18 protein-coding genes are annotated in these 15,591 nt (G+C 60.2%); 5 read left to right on the forward strand and 13 right to left on the reverse strand.

The features are described from left to right. Positions 1–349: 349 nt before the first annotated feature. The 3 genes from F6X59_RS22585 to F6X59_RS22595 form a co-directional block, all read right to left on the reverse strand. Positions 350–502, reverse strand: a complete 153-nt coding sequence (locus F6X59_RS22585) for a hypothetical protein (RefSeq protein ID WP_152958206.1) — start codon at positions 500–502, stop codon at positions 350–352. Between the two features lie 202 nt (positions 503–704). After that, the gene (locus F6X59_RS22590; RefSeq protein WP_152958207.1) at positions 705–1,712 is read right to left on the reverse strand and encodes a zinc-binding alcohol dehydrogenase family protein; all 1,008 of its coding nucleotides are present in this window, start codon (positions 1,710–1,712) and stop codon (positions 705–707) included. Between the two features lie 155 nt (positions 1,713–1,867). Continuing rightward, a complete protein-coding gene (locus F6X59_RS22595) occupies positions 1,868–2,665 on the reverse strand; it encodes an SDR family oxidoreductase (RefSeq protein ID WP_152958208.1) in 798 nt (265 codons plus the stop codon). Between the two features lie 106 nt (positions 2,666–2,771). Between F6X59_RS22595 and F6X59_RS22600 the strand changes: the two genes are divergently transcribed. Beyond that, positions 2,772–3,716 carry a GlxA family transcriptional regulator gene (locus F6X59_RS22600; protein WP_152958209.1) on the forward strand — a complete coding sequence of 315 codons (945 nt, stop codon included), beginning with the start codon at positions 2,772–2,774 and terminating at the stop codon, positions 3,714–3,716. A 22-nt stretch (positions 3,717–3,738) separates the two neighbouring features. Here the strand turns inward: F6X59_RS22600 and F6X59_RS22605 are convergent, their stop codons facing one another. Together F6X59_RS22605 and F6X59_RS22610 are read right to left on the reverse strand one after the other, a co-directional pair. After that, positions 3,739–4,419: a carboxymuconolactone decarboxylase family protein gene (locus F6X59_RS22605; protein ID WP_152958210.1), complete on the reverse strand. Its 681-nt coding sequence runs from the start codon at positions 4,417–4,419 to the stop codon at positions 3,739–3,741. A gap of 5 nt (positions 4,420–4,424) precedes the next feature. After that, positions 4,425–4,868, reverse strand: coding sequence for a cupin domain-containing protein (locus tag F6X59_RS22610; RefSeq protein ID WP_152958211.1), 444 nt, complete (start codon positions 4,866–4,868; stop codon positions 4,425–4,427). A gap of 104 nt (positions 4,869–4,972) precedes the next feature. Here F6X59_RS22610 and F6X59_RS22615 point away from each other — a divergent pair, with 104 nt between their 5' ends. Together F6X59_RS22615 and F6X59_RS22620 are read left to right on the forward strand one after the other, a co-directional pair. Continuing rightward, positions 4,973–5,881, forward strand: a complete 909-nt coding sequence (locus tag F6X59_RS22615; RefSeq protein WP_152958212.1) for a LysR family transcriptional regulator — start codon at positions 4,973–4,975, stop codon at positions 5,879–5,881. Between the two features lie 303 nt (positions 5,882–6,184). Beyond that, complete coding sequence (locus tag F6X59_RS22620; RefSeq protein WP_152958213.1) at positions 6,185–6,481, forward strand: hypothetical protein; 297 nt, start codon at positions 6,185–6,187, stop codon at positions 6,479–6,481. 62 nt (positions 6,482–6,543) lie between these two features. Here the strand turns inward: F6X59_RS22620 and F6X59_RS22625 are convergent, their stop codons facing one another. The 7 genes from F6X59_RS22625 to F6X59_RS22655 all read right to left on the reverse strand — a co-directional run bounded on the left by F6X59_RS22625 (position 6,544) and on the right by F6X59_RS22655 (position 12,630). Further along, positions 6,544–7,008, reverse strand: coding sequence for a hemerythrin domain-containing protein (locus F6X59_RS22625; RefSeq protein WP_152958214.1), 465 nt, complete (start codon positions 7,006–7,008; stop codon positions 6,544–6,546). A gap of 170 nt (positions 7,009–7,178) precedes the next feature. Beyond that, the gene (locus tag F6X59_RS22630; RefSeq protein WP_152958215.1) at positions 7,179–8,036 is read right to left on the reverse strand and encodes a glucose 1-dehydrogenase; all 858 of its coding nucleotides are present in this window, start codon (positions 8,034–8,036) and stop codon (positions 7,179–7,181) included. A gap of 227 nt (positions 8,037–8,263) precedes the next feature. Further along, positions 8,264–8,803 (reverse strand): type 1 glutamine amidotransferase domain-containing protein, encoded by a 540-nt coding sequence (locus tag F6X59_RS22635; protein WP_152958216.1) that lies wholly within the window; start codon positions 8,801–8,803, stop codon positions 8,264–8,266. Between the two features lie 46 nt (positions 8,804–8,849). Then, on the reverse strand, positions 8,850–10,178 hold the full coding sequence (locus tag F6X59_RS22640) for an SDR family oxidoreductase (protein WP_152958217.1): 1,329 nt from the start codon (positions 10,176–10,178) through the stop codon (positions 8,850–8,852). A 20-nt stretch (positions 10,179–10,198) separates the two neighbouring features. Beyond that, entirely contained in the window at positions 10,199–11,401 is a 1,203-nt protein-coding gene (locus tag F6X59_RS22645) for a zinc-dependent alcohol dehydrogenase (RefSeq protein WP_152958218.1), read from the reverse strand. 195 nt (positions 11,402–11,596) lie between these two features. Beyond that, positions 11,597–12,418: a helix-turn-helix domain-containing protein gene (locus F6X59_RS22650; protein WP_152958219.1), complete on the reverse strand. Its 822-nt coding sequence runs from the start codon at positions 12,416–12,418 to the stop codon at positions 11,597–11,599. 2 nt (positions 12,419–12,420) lie between these two features. After that, a complete protein-coding gene (locus F6X59_RS22655) occupies positions 12,421–12,630 on the reverse strand; it encodes a hypothetical protein (protein WP_152958220.1) in 210 nt (69 codons plus the stop codon). Positions 12,631–12,986: 356 nt separating this feature from the next. Between F6X59_RS22655 and F6X59_RS22660 the strand changes: the two genes are divergently transcribed. After that, a complete protein-coding gene (locus tag F6X59_RS22660; RefSeq protein WP_152958221.1) occupies positions 12,987–13,913 on the forward strand; it encodes a universal stress protein in 927 nt (308 codons plus the stop codon). A 29-nt stretch (positions 13,914–13,942) separates the two neighbouring features. On the opposite strand, the gene F6X59_RS22665 is transcribed toward F6X59_RS22660, so the two are convergent. Next, a complete protein-coding gene (locus F6X59_RS22665) occupies positions 13,943–14,491 on the reverse strand; it encodes a GNAT family N-acetyltransferase (protein ID WP_114942180.1) in 549 nt (182 codons plus the stop codon). A 184-nt stretch (positions 14,492–14,675) separates the two neighbouring features. On the opposite strand from F6X59_RS22665, the gene F6X59_RS22670 reads away from it, so the two are divergent. Beyond that, a complete protein-coding gene (locus tag F6X59_RS22670) occupies positions 14,676–15,590 on the forward strand; it encodes a universal stress protein (protein WP_152958222.1) in 915 nt (304 codons plus the stop codon). Position 15,591: the final 1 nt, after the last annotated feature.

Genomic DNA, 15,591 nt, shown 5'->3' on the forward strand with positions numbered 1-15,591 from the left:
GCGCTTTGGTGCGTGGCTGCGGGGTGCGGTAAGTCTCAGTATTTGTTGGCTCTGTGAAAATGCCATTGACGTATATAATGGCGGCGGTTGAATTGTAGGAAAATTCGCTGAAATGCGTAGGAATAAATCGTCAGAGTTTGATTGTGTGCTGCGCTTCTGAATACTTGCATGATGTCCAAAATAAGGGACTGGTAGTCCGAGAATCCATGAAGGTAGCTACCGTCTAATTGGTGTGTATCGCGCGGACATGCTGTTGGTTGGCGGAAGCGCTTATGGCATTGGTAATGACTTTGCACCCTGAATAATGTTGTTGGACATTCTCAGCTTCTTGGTGGTTGTCCCCGAAGGATCAGGTATCCTCCTCGCGCAGGCCATAATCTATAAATACCGGTAGAGCTGAGGCGATCGCCCAATTCAGCTGAGGCAGGATTTTGAACATCCAGGGCAGGTTTGTCGGGTAATTGACGGTGGCAACGATGCGATCGCCAGCGCCCAGGGTCATGAGCCGCACGTGGTGGACATACCAAGCGTACGCGATTTGCCAGATCGCAACGGATGCTCGGCTCTGGCGCGCACCTGGGCTTGGGCCTTTCATTTTTGCGCTTTGCTTTGTCAGCGCGCTACGCTTACCCAGTTACTTGTAGGCGCAGCGACGCGCGGCTACCTACCGGATGACCGCGCGTCCATCATGTCTGAAACCCCGATCAGAAATTTTCCAGAACGATCTTCCCCCGCGCTTTACCGCTTTCAATGACCGAATGGGCGCGCTTGAGGTTTTCGGCGTTGATCGCACCGAAGTGCTCACCAAGGGTGGTCTTCAGAACACCCGCATCGATCAGCTGCGAAACACGCTCGAGCAGCTGGTGTTGCTTGATCATGTCCTCGGTCTTGTACAGCGAACGCGTGAACATGAGTTCCCAGTGCAACGAAAGCGACTTGCGCTTGAGCGGCATGACATCGAGCTGCGCGGGGTCGTCGATCAGTGCGAGCTTGCCTTGTGGACGAAGCACTTCAACCAGCTGGGTAAGGTAGCTATCGGTGTGCGTCAGGCTGATCACATAGTCGACCGGATTGAGCTTGAGCGCTTCCAGCTGAAGAGGGATCGACTGGGTGTGGTCGATGACGTGATGGGCGCCCAGTTCCTTCACCCAGCCTTGGGTTTCAGGCCGTGAGGCGGTGCCGATGACGGTCAGTTGCGTGAGCTTGCTGGCAAGCTGAACCAGGATTGAACCGACACCACCGCCAGCGCCGATAACCAGAAGACGTTGACCCTTGCCGGCATGCTCTTCAATGCCCAGGCGGTCGAACAGCAACTCCCAGGCGGTGATGGCGGTAAGCGGCAAGGCCGCAGCGCTTGCGTTATCCAGGCTGCGGGGCTTGTGCCCAACGATGCGCTCATCGACTACATGAAGCTCACTGTAGCTGCCGGGGCGATCAATCGCGCCAGCGTAGAACACCTCATCGCCCGGTTGGAACAACGTCACCTCAGCGCCTGTTTCGCGGACGACACCGACAGCATCCCAGCCGAGAACCTGCGGCTGCTCACCTCCACGGCTTGCGCGGATTTTCGTATCGACAGGGTTTACAGCAATAGCCTTGACCTCCACCAGAAGGTCCCGGGCACCCGGTTTGGGCGCGGGCAGTTCCGCGTCATAGAGCGATTGCGGGTCATCGATAGGCAAACCGGGCTGGGTATAAACGACGGCTTTCATTGGCGCTACCTCCAGTGAATTCAAAAGTGGGTGCAGGCTATTTGTTTCGGTTCATTCAAGATACAGCCTGAATGGAGTAAGACTTTATCTGCTGCGATGAAAATTGGGTGAAGCAGCCATGACCGGGCTGGCTAGCTCCACCCAGCGAACGGGGATCACCTGGCGTTGTAGCGGGGAGCAAGCTGGTTGCTGGACAGCTGACCGAACAGGGCCTTGCGGCTGGCTTCATAGCGTTCGAACGACTGCAGGTCGTGCATCGAGGGGATGGAGATCGCTACATCGTCGTCGAAGTCCTGCAAGGCACCGTCCACCAGGTCCTGGGCCGACATGACGATGGCGGGGTCCAGGTTCTCGAGCGGCAAGCCGCCGATCTGCCAGAGATCGGTGGCAGTGGCCCCTGGCAGCACCGCCTGGATCTTGATGCCTGTATCCGCAAGCTCCTTGTGCAGGGACTGGGTAAAGGCGGTGACATAGGCCTTGCTGCCGCCGTACACGCCATTGAGCAGCTCCGGCGCCAGGCTGACGATGGACGAGATGTTGATGACGGCGCCTTGCTTGCGAGCCACAAACCCTGGAACGGCCGCATAAGTGAGGCGGGTGAGGGCGGTGACGTTGAGGGCGATCATTTCGGCCATGCGCTCGACGTCGCTTTCCAGCAGCGTGGTGTGAGTGCCAATGCCCGCGTTGTTTACCAGCAGGCTGATGCTGGCGTCCTCACGTAGCTTGCGTTCTACTTTGGCCAGGTCTTCTGCGTTGGCCAGATCGGCCGGGAACACCTCCACGTTCTGTTGGGTTTGCGTGGTGAGCCGGCTGGCCAGCGTGTTGAGGCGTTCGCGATTTCGCGCGACCAGCACCAAGTCGTAACCTCGACGTGCCAAACGTTCCGCGTAGATGGAACCGATGCCGGTGGAGGCGCCGGTGATGAGAGCCGTGCCTTTGAATGGCTGGGTCATGATCATGCTCCGTGGTTGGGGTGTGAAGCCATGATGCAGAACGTCGCTTTCGTCTTAAACGACGCATATGATACGTTTTTAGGACATTGAACAAGGAGCTCCAACCATGCACCGGGTCGGCTACCTCATCACCGAAGGTTTCCAGATCATGTCGCTGGCGACGCAGGCCATATTCGAGTTCGCGAACATCGTCGCCGGCGAAGCGGTCTACAAGATCCAGAACTTCTCCATCGAGGGTGGCACAGTGCGCTCTTCTCTGGGGATGTACATGGACACGCTGCCGTTGGGCGCTCCTGGTCTGGCCGACACCTGGATGGTCACGGGGACTTTGACCCCGCTGACGCCGCCAAGTGAGAAGGTGCTGGCCAGCGTCCGAGGCTTTGTCGACGGCGCTCGACGTACCGCAGGCCTGTGTACCGGCTGTTTCATCCTGGCCCAGGCGGGGGTCCTGGATAACCGGCGAGCCACGACGCACTGGGCCTATGCGAAAAAGCTGCGTGAACTGCATCCGGCCATTGAAGTGGAAGATGATCGGATCTTCATTGTCGATGGGCAGATCTGGACCTCCGCGGGCATGACCGCAGCCCTGGATATGGCGCTTGGCATGGTGGAAAAAGATCTGGGTACCGAGATGGCCAGGTCAGTGGCGCGAAAGCTGGTGATGCACCAACGTCGTTCCGGCGGGCAATCGCAACATTCCGAGCTGTTGGCCCTTTCGCCGAAGTCGGACCGGATTCAGAGCGCCCTGGATTACGCGCGCAAGCACCTGAGTCGTCCGTTGAGTGTCGAGGAGCTGGCTGAAGCTGTGCATTTGAGCCCCCGGCAATTCACTCGCGTATTCACTGCCGAGACCGGACAGTCACCTGCCAAGGCCGTGGAAAGCTTGCGGCTTGAAGCTGCCAGGCTGATGGTCGAGCAGAGCCGGCACAGCCTGGACGTGGTGGCGAAGGAAGCGGGGTTCAGGGATCGGCGGCATATGCGCGAGGTCTTCATTCGCGGCTATGGCGTACCCCCGCAAGCGGTGCGAAGGGACGCCAGGCTGGTGGAGTGATGACAAGGGGTTGATCCGCTGGCTAGCCAGAGGCTTTTGCCGTACTTGCCAAATGCTTCTGCAAAGCGCTCGCCGCTCGCTGGCCCGTCTGATCGTCGACGCCCGCCTTCAGAGTCTGGCACAGCTGGTCAAGCTGCCCTCGCGTGATCCCGGTGTTCATGCTAATGCGCATGTGTGCCTGGAGCTGCGGCTCCACACCCACCAGCGCGCACAGCATGCCCACGGTAGCCAGTTCTCGCGTTTGCCAATCCAGGTTGTCTCGCTCGAAGATGTCGCCAAACAAGTGAGCACGCAGGTACTGATTGGCAATCGGGGCGAAGTCGAACAAGGGGCCTTCAACCGGTGATCCCGAAAGTTTCGTCTGATTGGCTGTACCAGCAGCCAGCAAGGCATCGCCTTGAGGGATCGGACGACTGGGCTCGTGGCCTGGAGCGTCAGTGATTCCGCGCTGCTTGCGTGATTCGAGTACCCGCATCAGCTCAGACAGCGCATTGAGAGAGCGAGGGAAGCCGGCGTAGGCGTAGAGCTGCACGAGCACTTCGCGCAGTTCGCTGATGGTCAGACCTGTTTCAAGGGCCTGGTCCAGAGCAGTGTACAAGCGCGGCATGTCGCCAGCGGCGGCGAGCGCGGCCAGGATGACAACTGCTTGCTGTTGTTCGCTGAGGGAAGTCGAACTCGATTGAAGCAAAGTGGTTGAGGTCATTTTTCTCAGTCTCTTTTGGTGGGTATGCCAAGGAACACATCGTCAGTGACGGGCTCCAGCCAGTCCACGGCCTTGCCCTCCAGCAACTCATTGATCGCAACGTGCTGCATGGCCGTGGTGTCGGTCGCGCCGTGCCAGTGACGTCGGCCACAGTTGCACCAGATCAGATCGCCCGCGCGGATCTCGGTCTTTGGCCCATCCTCGCATTGCGTCCAACCCACGCCATCGGTGACCAGCAAGGCCTGGCCCAGAGGATGGGTGTGCCAGTGGGTTCGGGCACCCGGCTCGAAGTTGACCACCGCAATGCCAATCCGGGCTGGGGCCGGGGCCATGAATACACGGTCGATTCGCACGCGTCCCGTGAACCAGTCAGCGAGCCCCTGGATCGCTTTGGCTGAACCCGCGCGGTGAACCTGCATATCGGCGTCGTGAAGATTGTTGTCAGTCATGGTGTTGGCAGCCCCTCAAAATACGTGTTGAGAGAACTGTACCGACCGCGTTTTAATTCGAGTATCGGCAAAATACAGAAAGCGGTTTGAAGCTGGGCTTAATAATGAAAGCAGACAACTTGAGCGATCTGGTGGTTTTCGTGGCGGTGGCCAGGGAGCGTAATTTCACCCGGGCGGCGGCCTGCCTGGGGGTATCCCCATCGGCTGTCAGCCAGACAATTCGCGGACTGGAGGAGCGCCTAGGGGTGCGACTACTGACGCGTACCACCCGCAGCGTCACCCGCACTGAAGCGGGGGAGCGCCTGCTGCAAGAGATCGCGCCCCTGCTGGATCAGATCGAAGGGCACCTGGGTGCGCTGACGGAATTCGGGCAACGCCCGTCAGGCACGGTGCGCATCACCGCTGACGAATTCGCCGCCCGTCATGTGCTTTGGCCAAAGCTGCAGCCGGTCATCGAGTCCTACCCTGACATCACGATCGAGTTGATGACCGACTACGGCCTGACAGACATCGTTGCCGAGCGATTCGATGCGGGCGTGCGACTGGGCGGCATCATCGATGCCGACATGGTGGCGGTACCCATCGGCCCACCCATGCGCATGGTCACCGTCGCGTCACCCGCCTACCTGAAGCGATACGGCATCCCCCAGCGGCCTGAAGCATTGATGAGCCACCGCTGCATCAATTTGCGCTTGCCTACGCACGGAGGCCTATACCCCTGGGAGTTCACCCACGATGGCAACGAGTTCCGTGTCCGCGTGCAAGGGCCACTGATCATGAACAGCTCACTGCAGATACTCGATGCCTGCCTGGCCGGGGCTGGGCTGGCCCAGGTGACCGATGTCCATGCGCAGGCGTACCTGCGTAGCGGGGCGCTTGTGGAGGTGTTGGGGCAGTGGTCGGAGCGTTTCCCTGGCTATCATCTTTATTACCCGACGCGGCGGCAGCAAACCGCTGCTTTCAAGGTGGTTCTGGACGCACTGCGCGGCGACCTCGATTTACCCGTTAATTGAGGCGCTCAATCAATGCTGGCGCCACGGCGCAAATCGGCGATGTCGCGTTTGGCCGGGGTGCCGAACTGGCGCCATACTCGCGGCTGAATTGAGACGGGCTTTCATATTGCGCCGAAACCGCGCAGGTGGGCGCGTCGCAGGGTGGGCCTAACTCGAAAGCGATGCGCCGATCCTGCAGGCGCTTGTAGTTATGGAGGGTGCTGCACCGGAACCCTTGGCCGGCTGTCCGACACTGTCATTTGATTTGGATTGTTGGCGCATGGAAGGTGATCTACCGCTGACAACCTTGCAGAGGGCAGGCCGATGAAAAGACGAGGCGAAACCTATCGACAGTGGTGCGACCCGATCTTGCACCACCAAACCCATGAGGAGGCGCTCGACAACGGGGCCTGCCTTGAGGTGCAGTCTCGCTTGTCACGCACGGGCGCCACCCAGTTGTTCATCGGCGTCTATCGCGCAGACGGATCGGTATTGTATGAACGGTTCTATCGCCAACGCCCCGGTGAAACCATGAGCCGGGCGATGGTATGGGGTGTCGAGCATGCCCGGCGTGTCGCAAGTAATGACGAGTCGGCGGGTGTCGAAATGGCAGGCCCTTGAGCGCTGAGCTGCCTACCCGGTAAGCCTGGGCCAGCGCGCCCGGGCAGGCGCGCTGGGGAGGGTCAGGCGGCGCGTTGTTCGCCCTTGAGCAGTTTCTTCTGGGCTTGCATGGCTTGACCCATGTCTTCCAGTGCCTGTTTGCCCAGCAGTTTGCGAGCGGTGGGGAACAACTCGCTTTCCTCCTCCTCGATATGGTGCTCCAGCAACTCTTTCATCACCTTGACCCGGCCGGCGAATTCCACGGTACCGGCCTCGGTCGCCAGCAGGTCGGGGAGCACCAGCGAGTCGACCGTACGGTGTTCCTCCTTGGCCTCGTAGTACATCTTTGCTTCTTCCTTGCCGCCGGCCTGCTTGATCGCCGGGTACAGGATCTGTTCTTCCAAAGCCGTATGGATGCTTACCTCCTGCTTGATGCGTTCAAGCAATTCGGCCCGCTTCTTCACGGCACGCTCGGTGGTCGAGGACAGTTCCTCAAGCAGTTTCTTCACCAGTTGATGGTCCTGGATCAGCAGTTCGATTGCGTTCATGGGACACCTCTTCAGGGGCTGGGAAAAATCACGGTTGCCTTCGATGGAGTGGGCCACAAGCGGCGAGGTTCAATGCAGTTGATCAGCGCACGGGCCGGGAAGTGTCCGGCCAGTGACATTCTCCGGAGGGTAGAGCGGCAGGCTCGCCGCGAGACGAGCCCTTTGTTGCGCTAGAGGATGGGTTTGCCACCCGTGACGGCATAGCGTGACCCGCTGATGTAGCTGGCTTCATCCGAGGCAAGCAGCACGTAAATCGGCGCGACTTCGACCGGCTGGCCGGGGCGTCCCATGGGGTAGCTGGAGCCGAAGTTCTTGACGGCTTCATCAGGCATGGTCGCCGGGATCAACGGTGTCCAAATGGGGCCAGGCGCCACACAGTTCACCCGTATTCCCTGCTTGCCGAGTAGCTGGGCCAGGCCGGCCGTGAAGTTGGCGATGGCGCCTTTGGTAGTGGCGTAGGCCAGCAGCTGGGGCGAAGGATCGTCTGAATTCACCGAGCTGGTATTGATGATCGAACTGCCCTTGGGCATTGATGGCAAAGCCCGTTGGCAGATGCGGAAGATGGCGGTGATGTTGACGTTGAAGGTCATCAACCATTCATCGTCGTCGATTTCATCAAGGGTTTCGTGAGCCATCTGGAACGCAGCGTTGTTGACCAGGATATCGATGCGACCGAACTGCTCGACGGTCTTGTCGACGATGTCATAGCAATGCTGCTTGTGCGCCAGGTCGCCGGGAAGCAGCAGGCATTTGCGACCCGCCGCCTCCACCCAGCGGGCAGTTTCTTGAGCATCTTCATGCTCGTCGAGGTAGGCGATGGCAACATCTGCGCCTTCGCGCGCATAGGCGATGGCCACAGCGCGGCCTATACCGCTGTCGGCGCCGGTGATCAACGCGATCTTGCCTGCAAGCCGATCAAGCCCTGCATAGGTCTGTTCGCCGCTGTCCGGATACGGGTCCATCTTGCTCTGCGAACCGGGAACCGGTTGCGGCTGTGAGGGGAAGGGAGGGGTGGGATATTCGCTCATGGTAATAGCTCCTGCATTGACGAACGGACATACCCGTTTGAAAGAGCGAAAAGCAAAGTGTTGGACGTAATTGGGGCTCGCAGCGACGGACGGAGTACTTTACGAATGGCACTGAATTTCAGTGAGGGCGCAGTTCTACCTGAGGGATGCTTCAGCTGGCTTGACTCAGCGGGGCAAGGCCCCTTTATCGACGCACACAACGCACGACAAAGGGGCAGGTGCAGCGCTTAGCTGGCCAACGCCTTGATCAATTGCTCATTGAAGGCCGGGATGTCGTCCGGTTGGCGGCTGCTGATCAGATTGCCATCCACCACAACCTCTTCATCCACCCAGTTACCGCCAGCGTTGCGAATATCGTCCTGCAACGTCTTGTAGCTGGTCATCCGCTTGCCCTGTGCCAGGCCCGTCGACACCAGCAGCCAGGCACCGTGGCAGATCACCGCCAGCGGCTTGCTTGCCGAGTTGTGGCTTTTCACCAGCTTCTGCGCCCCGCCAATCATCCGAATCGTGTCGGAGTTCTGTACGCCGCCAGGCAGCACAATGGCGTCGTATAGATCGAGCTGGGCACTGTCGAACGTTGCATCCACCTCAAACGCGTCGGCGGGTTTGTCGTGATTCCAGCCGCGTACAGTTCCTTCTTTGTCACTCAGGATATCGACCACAGCGCCGTTTTTTTCCAAGGCTTCACGGGGCCCGGTCAGCTCTACTTGTTCAAAGCCATCGGTGACCAGAAAGGCCACTCGCTTGCCATTCAATTGCATGCTCATCGTTAATTCTCCGTTCTCTATAGTCCTGGGGTTGGCTGGGAAACGTTCATCGGCGCCGACGTTGTGAATGGGTGATGACGAAGCCGGCAAGAAAGCCGATAACCGCGGCACTCAACAACAGGGGTGCTTTACTTTTCGGGGTTCGCCAACCGCCCTCGATACTTCGTCGGCCACTTGGCGGTGCGAACAGATTGCCGGAAGACCACTCTGCGCTAGGGCTGCGGTTCAACCCCCACCGTGTAAGCCATCCCGAGAGCGTAGGCAGACCGGGCAGCAGATAGCTGGCTAAATGCGCCAGACGAGCGCTTGCGCCCACGGTGGTGTTAGCGCGAGGTGAGATCGCGCAGGCCACCATGGCCTGGGCCACGAGCTCAGGGTCGTAGACAGGCCCAGGCGGTTTGAGTGCATGGCCGGTGTAGTTGCCGCCATCACGAAAGCCTGGGGTGTCCATGACGGCGGGGTAGATGTCGCAGACGTGTATGTTGGGGAACTCAGTGAGTTCGCCCCTCAGTGCTTCAGTGAGCCCACGCAAGCCGAACTTGCTTGCTGAATAAGCTGCGGCATAGGGTTGTGCAATCCAGCTTCCCAGGGACAAGGTGTTGATCAGCGTGCCGCTGCCCTGTTTCTTGAAGTAGGGCAGCGCCACGTAGGCCCCTCGAAGGTAGCCCACCAAGTCGGTCTGGATGACCTGCTCATGGGCTTCGAGCGGTGTCTCCTCGAAACTGCCCAGCGCACCTACGCCGGCGTTGTTCACCCAGATGTCTATTCGGCCATGGCCGAACTCGGCAGCACGGGCTGCCAAGGCTTGTACCTGATCGCTCTGGGTCATGTCGGTGGTCACGGCTACAGCATCTGTGCCGCAGTCTGTGCATTCATCCAGCGTTTCGAATAGCGCTTGCTCATCCCGTGCCGCCAGCACCAGACGCGCGCCTTTGCAGGCAAATGCATGGGCTGCGGCGCGGCCTATGCCGCTGGACGCTCCGGTGATCACAACCACTTTGCCGCGCAGCGGGCCTGTGATCGGCGAGCCAGTCAACGGCGGTGGTTCATCGGCGGGTGAAAGGGGTGCGTTTATCGGCGCCGTGAAAGTCTCACTGACTTCAATGGGTGAGAGCTGGAGGGAGGTGCCGTCCACAAGATTCAAGGTCAAGTTGCTGATGGTGCCGGCCACCCGATCAGGGAACACGGGCTCTCCTTCAGCATCGAGGCTGTCGTAAATGAACTGGTCACCTTCCAGCCATCCTACAGCCGTCAAAAGTTCCGGGCCCAGGTAATACTTGCCATCCTGAAAGAAGCCAGGGAATTGATGGGCGCGTTCAAGATTTTCAACGCTATACCGTTCACCCGGCTTCATACCTGTCGATTGATCAATCATGGTGCAAGCTCCCGTGAGGTTTATACGTAGTCAGGGCCCAACGTTCCTGATGCCGCCCCTGGAACAAGGATCACCTTCCGGCAGTTGTCCTCTTTCTGATCGAACAGCTTGTAGCCCATGGCTGCCTCCTCTAATGCAAGGCGGTGGGTGACTATCAGTTCGGGCTGCAGGCGTCCTGCTTCGATATGCTCGAGTAGCTCGGGAAGGTATTTTTGAACATGGGTTTGGCCCATCTTGAAGGTCAGGCCTTTGTCGAAGGCATCACCGAACATGAAACCGTGGATGAACCCCGCATAGACCCCGGGTACGCTGACTACACCGCCACGTCGCACAGCCGCAATGCTCTGACGCAGGGCCTTGCCGCTGCTGCCTTCCAGCTTCAAGGCCGTCATCACGGTCTCAGTAGTGCTGCCTTTAGCTTCAAATCCGACCGCATCGATGACCGCATCCACGCCACGCATGCCTGGGGTCTGGCGAATGATGCTGTCGGCAGGATCGTCATCCTTTGCGAAATTGATCGGGATGACGCCGTAAGCATCCTGGGCATAGGCCAGCCGGTAGTCGTTGTCATCGACCATGAAGAGGGTGGAGGCGCCCAGCATCCGTGCACAGGCCGCACTCAACAGCCCCACGGGTCCCGCGCCGTAGATCGCCACCGATGCCCCCTGGCCGATTTCTGCGTTGATGACTGCTTGCCAGGCAGTAGGCAAGATGTCGGACAGGAACAGCACTTTGTCATCGGCGAGGGTCGTCGGCACTTTGAATGGCCCGACGTTGCCTTTGGGCACCCTGACATAATCGGCTTGGCCTCCAGGGATGCCGCCATACAGATGGCTGTAACCGAACAAAGCTGCGCCGGGTGGAATGCCCTTTTTGTTGATGATCGCTCCACGCCCGGTGTTGGTGGTTTCACAGGCAGCAAACAGATCGTGCTGGCAGAAGAAGCAACTGCCACAGGCAATTACAAACGGGACCACGACGCGGTCGCCAACCTGCAGGTTTGTCACGTCTTTGCCGACGTCTTCCACGATGCCCATGAACTCGTGGCCGAAGATATCGCCGTGCTCTGTTTCCGGTATCTTGCCTCGATAGAGGTGGAGGTCGGACCCGCAGATGGCGGTGGCGGTCACCTTCAGGATGATGTCGTCCGCGTCGAGGATGGTGGGGTCCGGGACGGTATCGACCCGGACATCGTTAGCGCCGTGGTAAGTCAGTGCTCTCATGCTGCTCGCTCCTGCATCACAAAAAATCGTGGGGGTATGCAGGGGAAGCCTCGTGGGCGGGCAAAGTTCAGACCAAGTTGTTCAGTGGTGATCGTGGATACTGAAAGGGCCAGCAAGCGCTAGTCGACGATACCCAATACCAAGGCGAACTGGCTGATGCTGGCGAGGTTGGGCAGTATGGCCCATGGCCTGTATTCACGGTGTCGAGCAGGGGGCCTTCGGGTTGTCCTTGTGTACGCCCTCATCGCCGCCCTGTTCGAGCGCCATCAGCGCAGGCATGTCGAGTATTTCCACCAGCCTGCCCTGCAGGCCGACGATACGCAGTGCGCGCAGGCGAGCGACGGAACGGCACACGGTTTCCAGGCGCAGGCCCAGGTACGAGGCCATGTCCTCGCGGGACATGCGCAGCACGAAGCCATGGGCAGAGTAACCGCGGCTGACAAAGCGTTTGGACAGCCCCACCAGGAAGCTGGCCAGGCGTTGCTCGGCGGTGAGGTTGCAGAGCATCAGCACGCGCTCGTGCTCACGTACGATCTCCCGGCTCATCAAGCGATTCAGGCTTTGCTGCAGCACGGGAAAGTCGCGCGCCAGGGTTTGCAGGCGGTGGTAGGGCACCGGGCAGACTTCGCTGTCTTCCAGGGCAATGGCGTCGCAGACATGGCGCTCGGTGGCAATGGCATCGAGGCCGAGCACGTCACCCGGCATCCAGAAATTGATCACCACGCCTTGGCCTTCGACGCTGTTGAGGCTGGTCTTGAAGCTGCCGCAGCGCACTGCATAGAGCATGGTCAGTGGGTCATTGGCATTGAACAGTGCGGCGCCCTTGCGAATGCGCATGCGTGGCCCTATCAGGGCGCCCAGGCAGCTGTTGTCGTGAAGGGGCAGGCCGGTGGGCAGGCACAGGCCGCTGACGCGGCACTCCTTGCACATGGACGCCAGCGGTCTCAGGTGAATCGGATTGGCCGCGTGCGATATATCGGCATGATCAAGCAGCGTGACCTTCAGTTGCCCGGACATCGTCAGGCCTCCTTCGCGCATCGACGTTCGGCCGACCCGCTACGGGGTGGGCAATTGGCCAACCTGTCGAACGAGTGGGGGGCGTTGAGGCGGGCAAGCAAGCGCTCGACGAATTGTTCGGCCTCAGCGGACGAGGTGAAGCTTACCCGGCAGTCATCCAGGCGTACCCACCAGCGGTTGTGTTCGGTGTTCTTCTCGACGTAGACGTTCATCGGAGCCTCCAAAGCCTGCATCAGCAAGACAACTGCGTGACAGTGCAAAACGAAGGCGTCCCTGCCGACAGCGGACCGAGGGCGCAGATGAGTTTGTCCTCGCGCACGATACGGTTCTTCTCAACGAAAACTGCTGCTTTCATGAGCGCCATGGCATGTCTCCCGAGGCACTGCGTGATTGTTCTTGATCTAGGGTCAGCGTGCGCCGGATTTGCCATCAATCATTGATCCGCATCAAGTTTGCACAGGGGCCGAATCGCCGTTCGTCTGCACGCTGCGTGAGTTGACAAACATCAAGCCGCGCGTGCGCCGGTGGCAGATGATCGAAACACGCTTCCCAACTGCAGAGGTGCGCCATGGACAACCCGCAAAGACTGTTGATGATCGCGTCGCCCCTGATGCGCCGAACCCCGGTCTATGACCGCGCTGCGGCGTTGGCCAAGGCCAAGGGCATGGCGTTGCACATCGTCGCTTTCGATTACCTGGAGGGGCTGGCCACGGCGGGCCTGGTCAATGACCAGGCACTGGCGGTGATGCGCGACGGCTACGTGCGGCAACACCGTGAATGGCTGGAAAGCCAGGCGCTACCCATGCGGCGCAATGGCGTCACGGTGACCACCGAAGTGGTCTGGGCGCTGCACCCTCTGAACGAGATTCTGGTGCATTTGCGCGAGCAGCCCGTCGCCATGCTGATCAAGGAGTTCGAGCACGAGCCCTGGTGGATGCGCGCCATGTTCACGTCGCTGGACATCCAGCTGTTGCGCGACACGCGCATACCGTTGCACCTGGTGCACAACGCCAGCCACGCCTTGCCCCGCAAGATACTCGCGGCCGTGGACCTGTCCAGGCCCGAGGATCAGTATGAAGGCTTCAATGACCAGATCATCAGCGAAGCGCTGAAACTGGCCTTGCAGTGCAACGCCCAGATCGAATTGCTCTACGTCTACGACCTGGGGTCGATGTACCGCGACGCCGGGGGCAGCCGTGAGCATTCGTACCTGTTCGACTCCAACCTCGCCCAGACCCTTCATGAAGCCCAGAGCGAGGCCTTCCAGACGCTGGCCGAGCGCAATGGCATCGCCAGCGAGCACCGCCACATGCACATGGGCGATCCGGCCAAGGTCTTGGGACTGTTCATGGACAGCCATGACATCGACGTGCTGGTGATGGGCAGTTATCACCACCATGATATCGGCTGGTTCATCGGCAGTACCGCGGAGCGTGTCTTGCACCGGTTGTCCAACAGTGTGCTGGTGATCTCGCTCGAGCATTCCCAGGGGTAAATGCACAAGGCCCGCGAGGGCCTTGTCATTCAGGCGCTCAAGTCCAGTTCATGGACAATTTCGCTGACGTCGCCGCCCAGGTAGCGTGAGCTGAAGCCTAGCGCCTTGGTCAGCCGGTGCATGGCGTAGTTGTTTGCCAGGTCCCGGGAGACCATGCACTGGTAGCCATTGCGCCGAGCCGCCTCGATCAGGTGCTGCAACAGGCGCTTGCCCAGGCCTTTGCGCTGCCAGTCCTCACTGACCGCCAGCGCGCATTCGCAGCTCAGGCTGCCCGCTATGCCGGCATAGCGGCTGACACCGACCTGTTGCAACTTGCCGTCCACATGGGCCAGTGCGACATAGGCCATGCGCTGATGCTGATCGACCGGCATCCACCGCGGGTCGAGGCTGGGCATTGCGCCGCTGAGCCCGGCGATGAAGCGAAAGCGCCTGGCCTCGTAGGCGATCGTGCTCAGGAAGCGCTTGTCCCGTTCGTGGTCTTCTTCGCGCAGCGGGCGGATCAGCACGGCTGAACCGTCGTCAAGCGTTTCGACCCAGTGCTCACAGGCTTGCGCCTGTTCAGTTTGCTGCCCGTTCATGTTGCCTCCCGGTGACTTGATCAGTGCCTGGTGCAGCCGTTGTAACGTGGCCAAGCGGTTCGGTTCTGACAATGGTCAAGTTCAGCGCGGATGGCAGTTTTCTGATCTGCATCAAGCGCCATCGAGGCGGTGCGCGGAATATCGCCTGCATCACACCCCAGTGGCGCAAGCCCGGAGGTTCATCATGGGTCAATACCGACAACTGCTGGTGCTGCTCAGCGAGGTCGATGTGCATTCCGCCGCGCTGCGCAGGGCCTTGGCCCTGGCGCACGTCAGTGGTGCCAGCGTGCATGTGCTGGGGCTGTTCGAACCGAGCGAGGAGCACCTGCTGCGTGAGGAACGGCTCAATGAAGCCGACCTCAAGCGCCAGTACGAACACTATCGGGCCACGCTGAGCGCCTTGGTCGAACGGCATCGCGGCAGTGGCATCACGCTGACGGTCGACACCCTGAATGCAGACGACATCCGCAGCACGGCGCTCGACTACATCAGTGAACTGCAGCCCGACATGGTCATCAAGGACAGCGAAACCGCCTCGGCCGTGGCGCGGCTGTTCAGTACGCCGCTGGACTGCGCCTTGATGCGGGGGTTCAAGGGCATCACGCAGTTTGTGCCGAAGTCGTCCGTCACGCTGCCCCGGCGCGTTCTGGTTGCCGTGGATACCGCGTTCAGCGAAACACCCGCTGTGCAAGAGCACTTCAACCGTGGGCTCATCCGCGCCGCCCAGGCACTGGCCCTGCAGTGTGATGCGCCGTTGCACCTGTTGTCGGCCTACAACCTGGCCGGGGTGTTCGCCGCGGACATGAATGTGACCCAGGCCTGGATCGACGAGATGCGCGAAGCGCTTCAGGAGCCATTCGACGCCTTGGCCGACGCCGAGGGCGTCGCGCCCGAGCGTCGGCACTTCATGGAAGGCGGCCCGGTACAGGTGATCCGCGAACAGGTGGCCGCACTGGATATCGATGCGCTGGTGATGGGCGTCGTGCAGCCCAAAGGGCTGGACAAGCTGCTGGGCGATACCACCGAACGAATTGTCAGCCACCCACCCTGCAGCGTCCTCGCAGTGCACCCTGACGTGGCCGAAACCTGGGAGCCATAGC

It is taken from the genome of Pseudomonas sp. MN1F (assembly GCF_009391885.1).
In the GTDB taxonomy this organism is placed as follows: Bacteria; Pseudomonadota; Gammaproteobacteria; order Pseudomonadales; family Pseudomonadaceae; genus Aquipseudomonas.

What these genes read in the sequence shown, in the direction of transcription:
- F6X59_RS22585 (WP_152958206.1), bottom strand. Translation starts at nt 502, where the DNA reads ATGACCCTGGGCGCTGGCGATCGCATCGTTGCCACCGTCAATTACCCG.
- F6X59_RS22590 (WP_152958207.1), bottom strand. Translation starts at nt 1,712, where the DNA reads ATGAAAGCCGTCGTTTATACCCAGCCCGGTTTGCCTATCGATGACCCG.
- F6X59_RS22595 (WP_152958208.1), bottom strand. Translation starts at nt 2,665, where the DNA reads ATGACCCAGCCATTCAAAGGCACGGCTCTCATCACCGGCGCCTCCACC.
- F6X59_RS22600 (WP_152958209.1), top strand. Translation starts at nt 2,772, where the DNA reads ATGCACCGGGTCGGCTACCTCATCACCGAAGGTTTCCAGATCATGTCG.
- F6X59_RS22605 (WP_152958210.1), bottom strand. Translation starts at nt 4,419, where the DNA reads ATGACCTCAACCACTTTGCTTCAATCGAGTTCGACTTCCCTCAGCGAA.
- F6X59_RS22610 (WP_152958211.1), bottom strand. Translation starts at nt 4,868, where the DNA reads ATGACTGACAACAATCTTCACGACGCCGATATGCAGGTTCACCGCGCG.
- F6X59_RS22615 (WP_152958212.1), top strand. Translation starts at nt 4,973, where the DNA reads ATGAAAGCAGACAACTTGAGCGATCTGGTGGTTTTCGTGGCGGTGGCC.
- F6X59_RS22620 (WP_152958213.1), top strand. Translation starts at nt 6,185, where the DNA reads ATGAAAAGACGAGGCGAAACCTATCGACAGTGGTGCGACCCGATCTTG.
- F6X59_RS22625 (WP_152958214.1), bottom strand. Translation starts at nt 7,008, where the DNA reads ATGAACGCAATCGAACTGCTGATCCAGGACCATCAACTGGTGAAGAAA.
- F6X59_RS22630 (WP_152958215.1), bottom strand. Translation starts at nt 8,036, where the DNA reads ATGAGCGAATATCCCACCCCTCCCTTCCCCTCACAGCCGCAACCGGTT.
- F6X59_RS22635 (WP_152958216.1), bottom strand. Translation starts at nt 8,803, where the DNA reads ATGAGCATGCAATTGAATGGCAAGCGAGTGGCCTTTCTGGTCACCGAT.
- F6X59_RS22640 (WP_152958217.1), bottom strand. Translation starts at nt 10,178, where the DNA reads ATGATTGATCAATCGACAGGTATGAAGCCGGGTGAACGGTATAGCGTT.
- F6X59_RS22645 (WP_152958218.1), bottom strand. Translation starts at nt 11,401, where the DNA reads ATGAGAGCACTGACTTACCACGGCGCTAACGATGTCCGGGTCGATACC.
- F6X59_RS22650 (WP_152958219.1), bottom strand. Translation starts at nt 12,418, where the DNA reads ATGTCCGGGCAACTGAAGGTCACGCTGCTTGATCATGCCGATATATCG.
- F6X59_RS22655 (WP_152958220.1), bottom strand. Translation starts at nt 12,630, where the DNA reads ATGAACGTCTACGTCGAGAAGAACACCGAACACAACCGCTGGTGGGTA.
- F6X59_RS22660 (WP_152958221.1), top strand. Translation starts at nt 12,987, where the DNA reads ATGGACAACCCGCAAAGACTGTTGATGATCGCGTCGCCCCTGATGCGC.
- F6X59_RS22665 (WP_114942180.1), bottom strand. Translation starts at nt 14,491, where the DNA reads ATGAACGGGCAGCAAACTGAACAGGCGCAAGCCTGTGAGCACTGGGTC.
- F6X59_RS22670 (WP_152958222.1), top strand. Translation starts at nt 14,676, where the DNA reads ATGGGTCAATACCGACAACTGCTGGTGCTGCTCAGCGAGGTCGATGTG.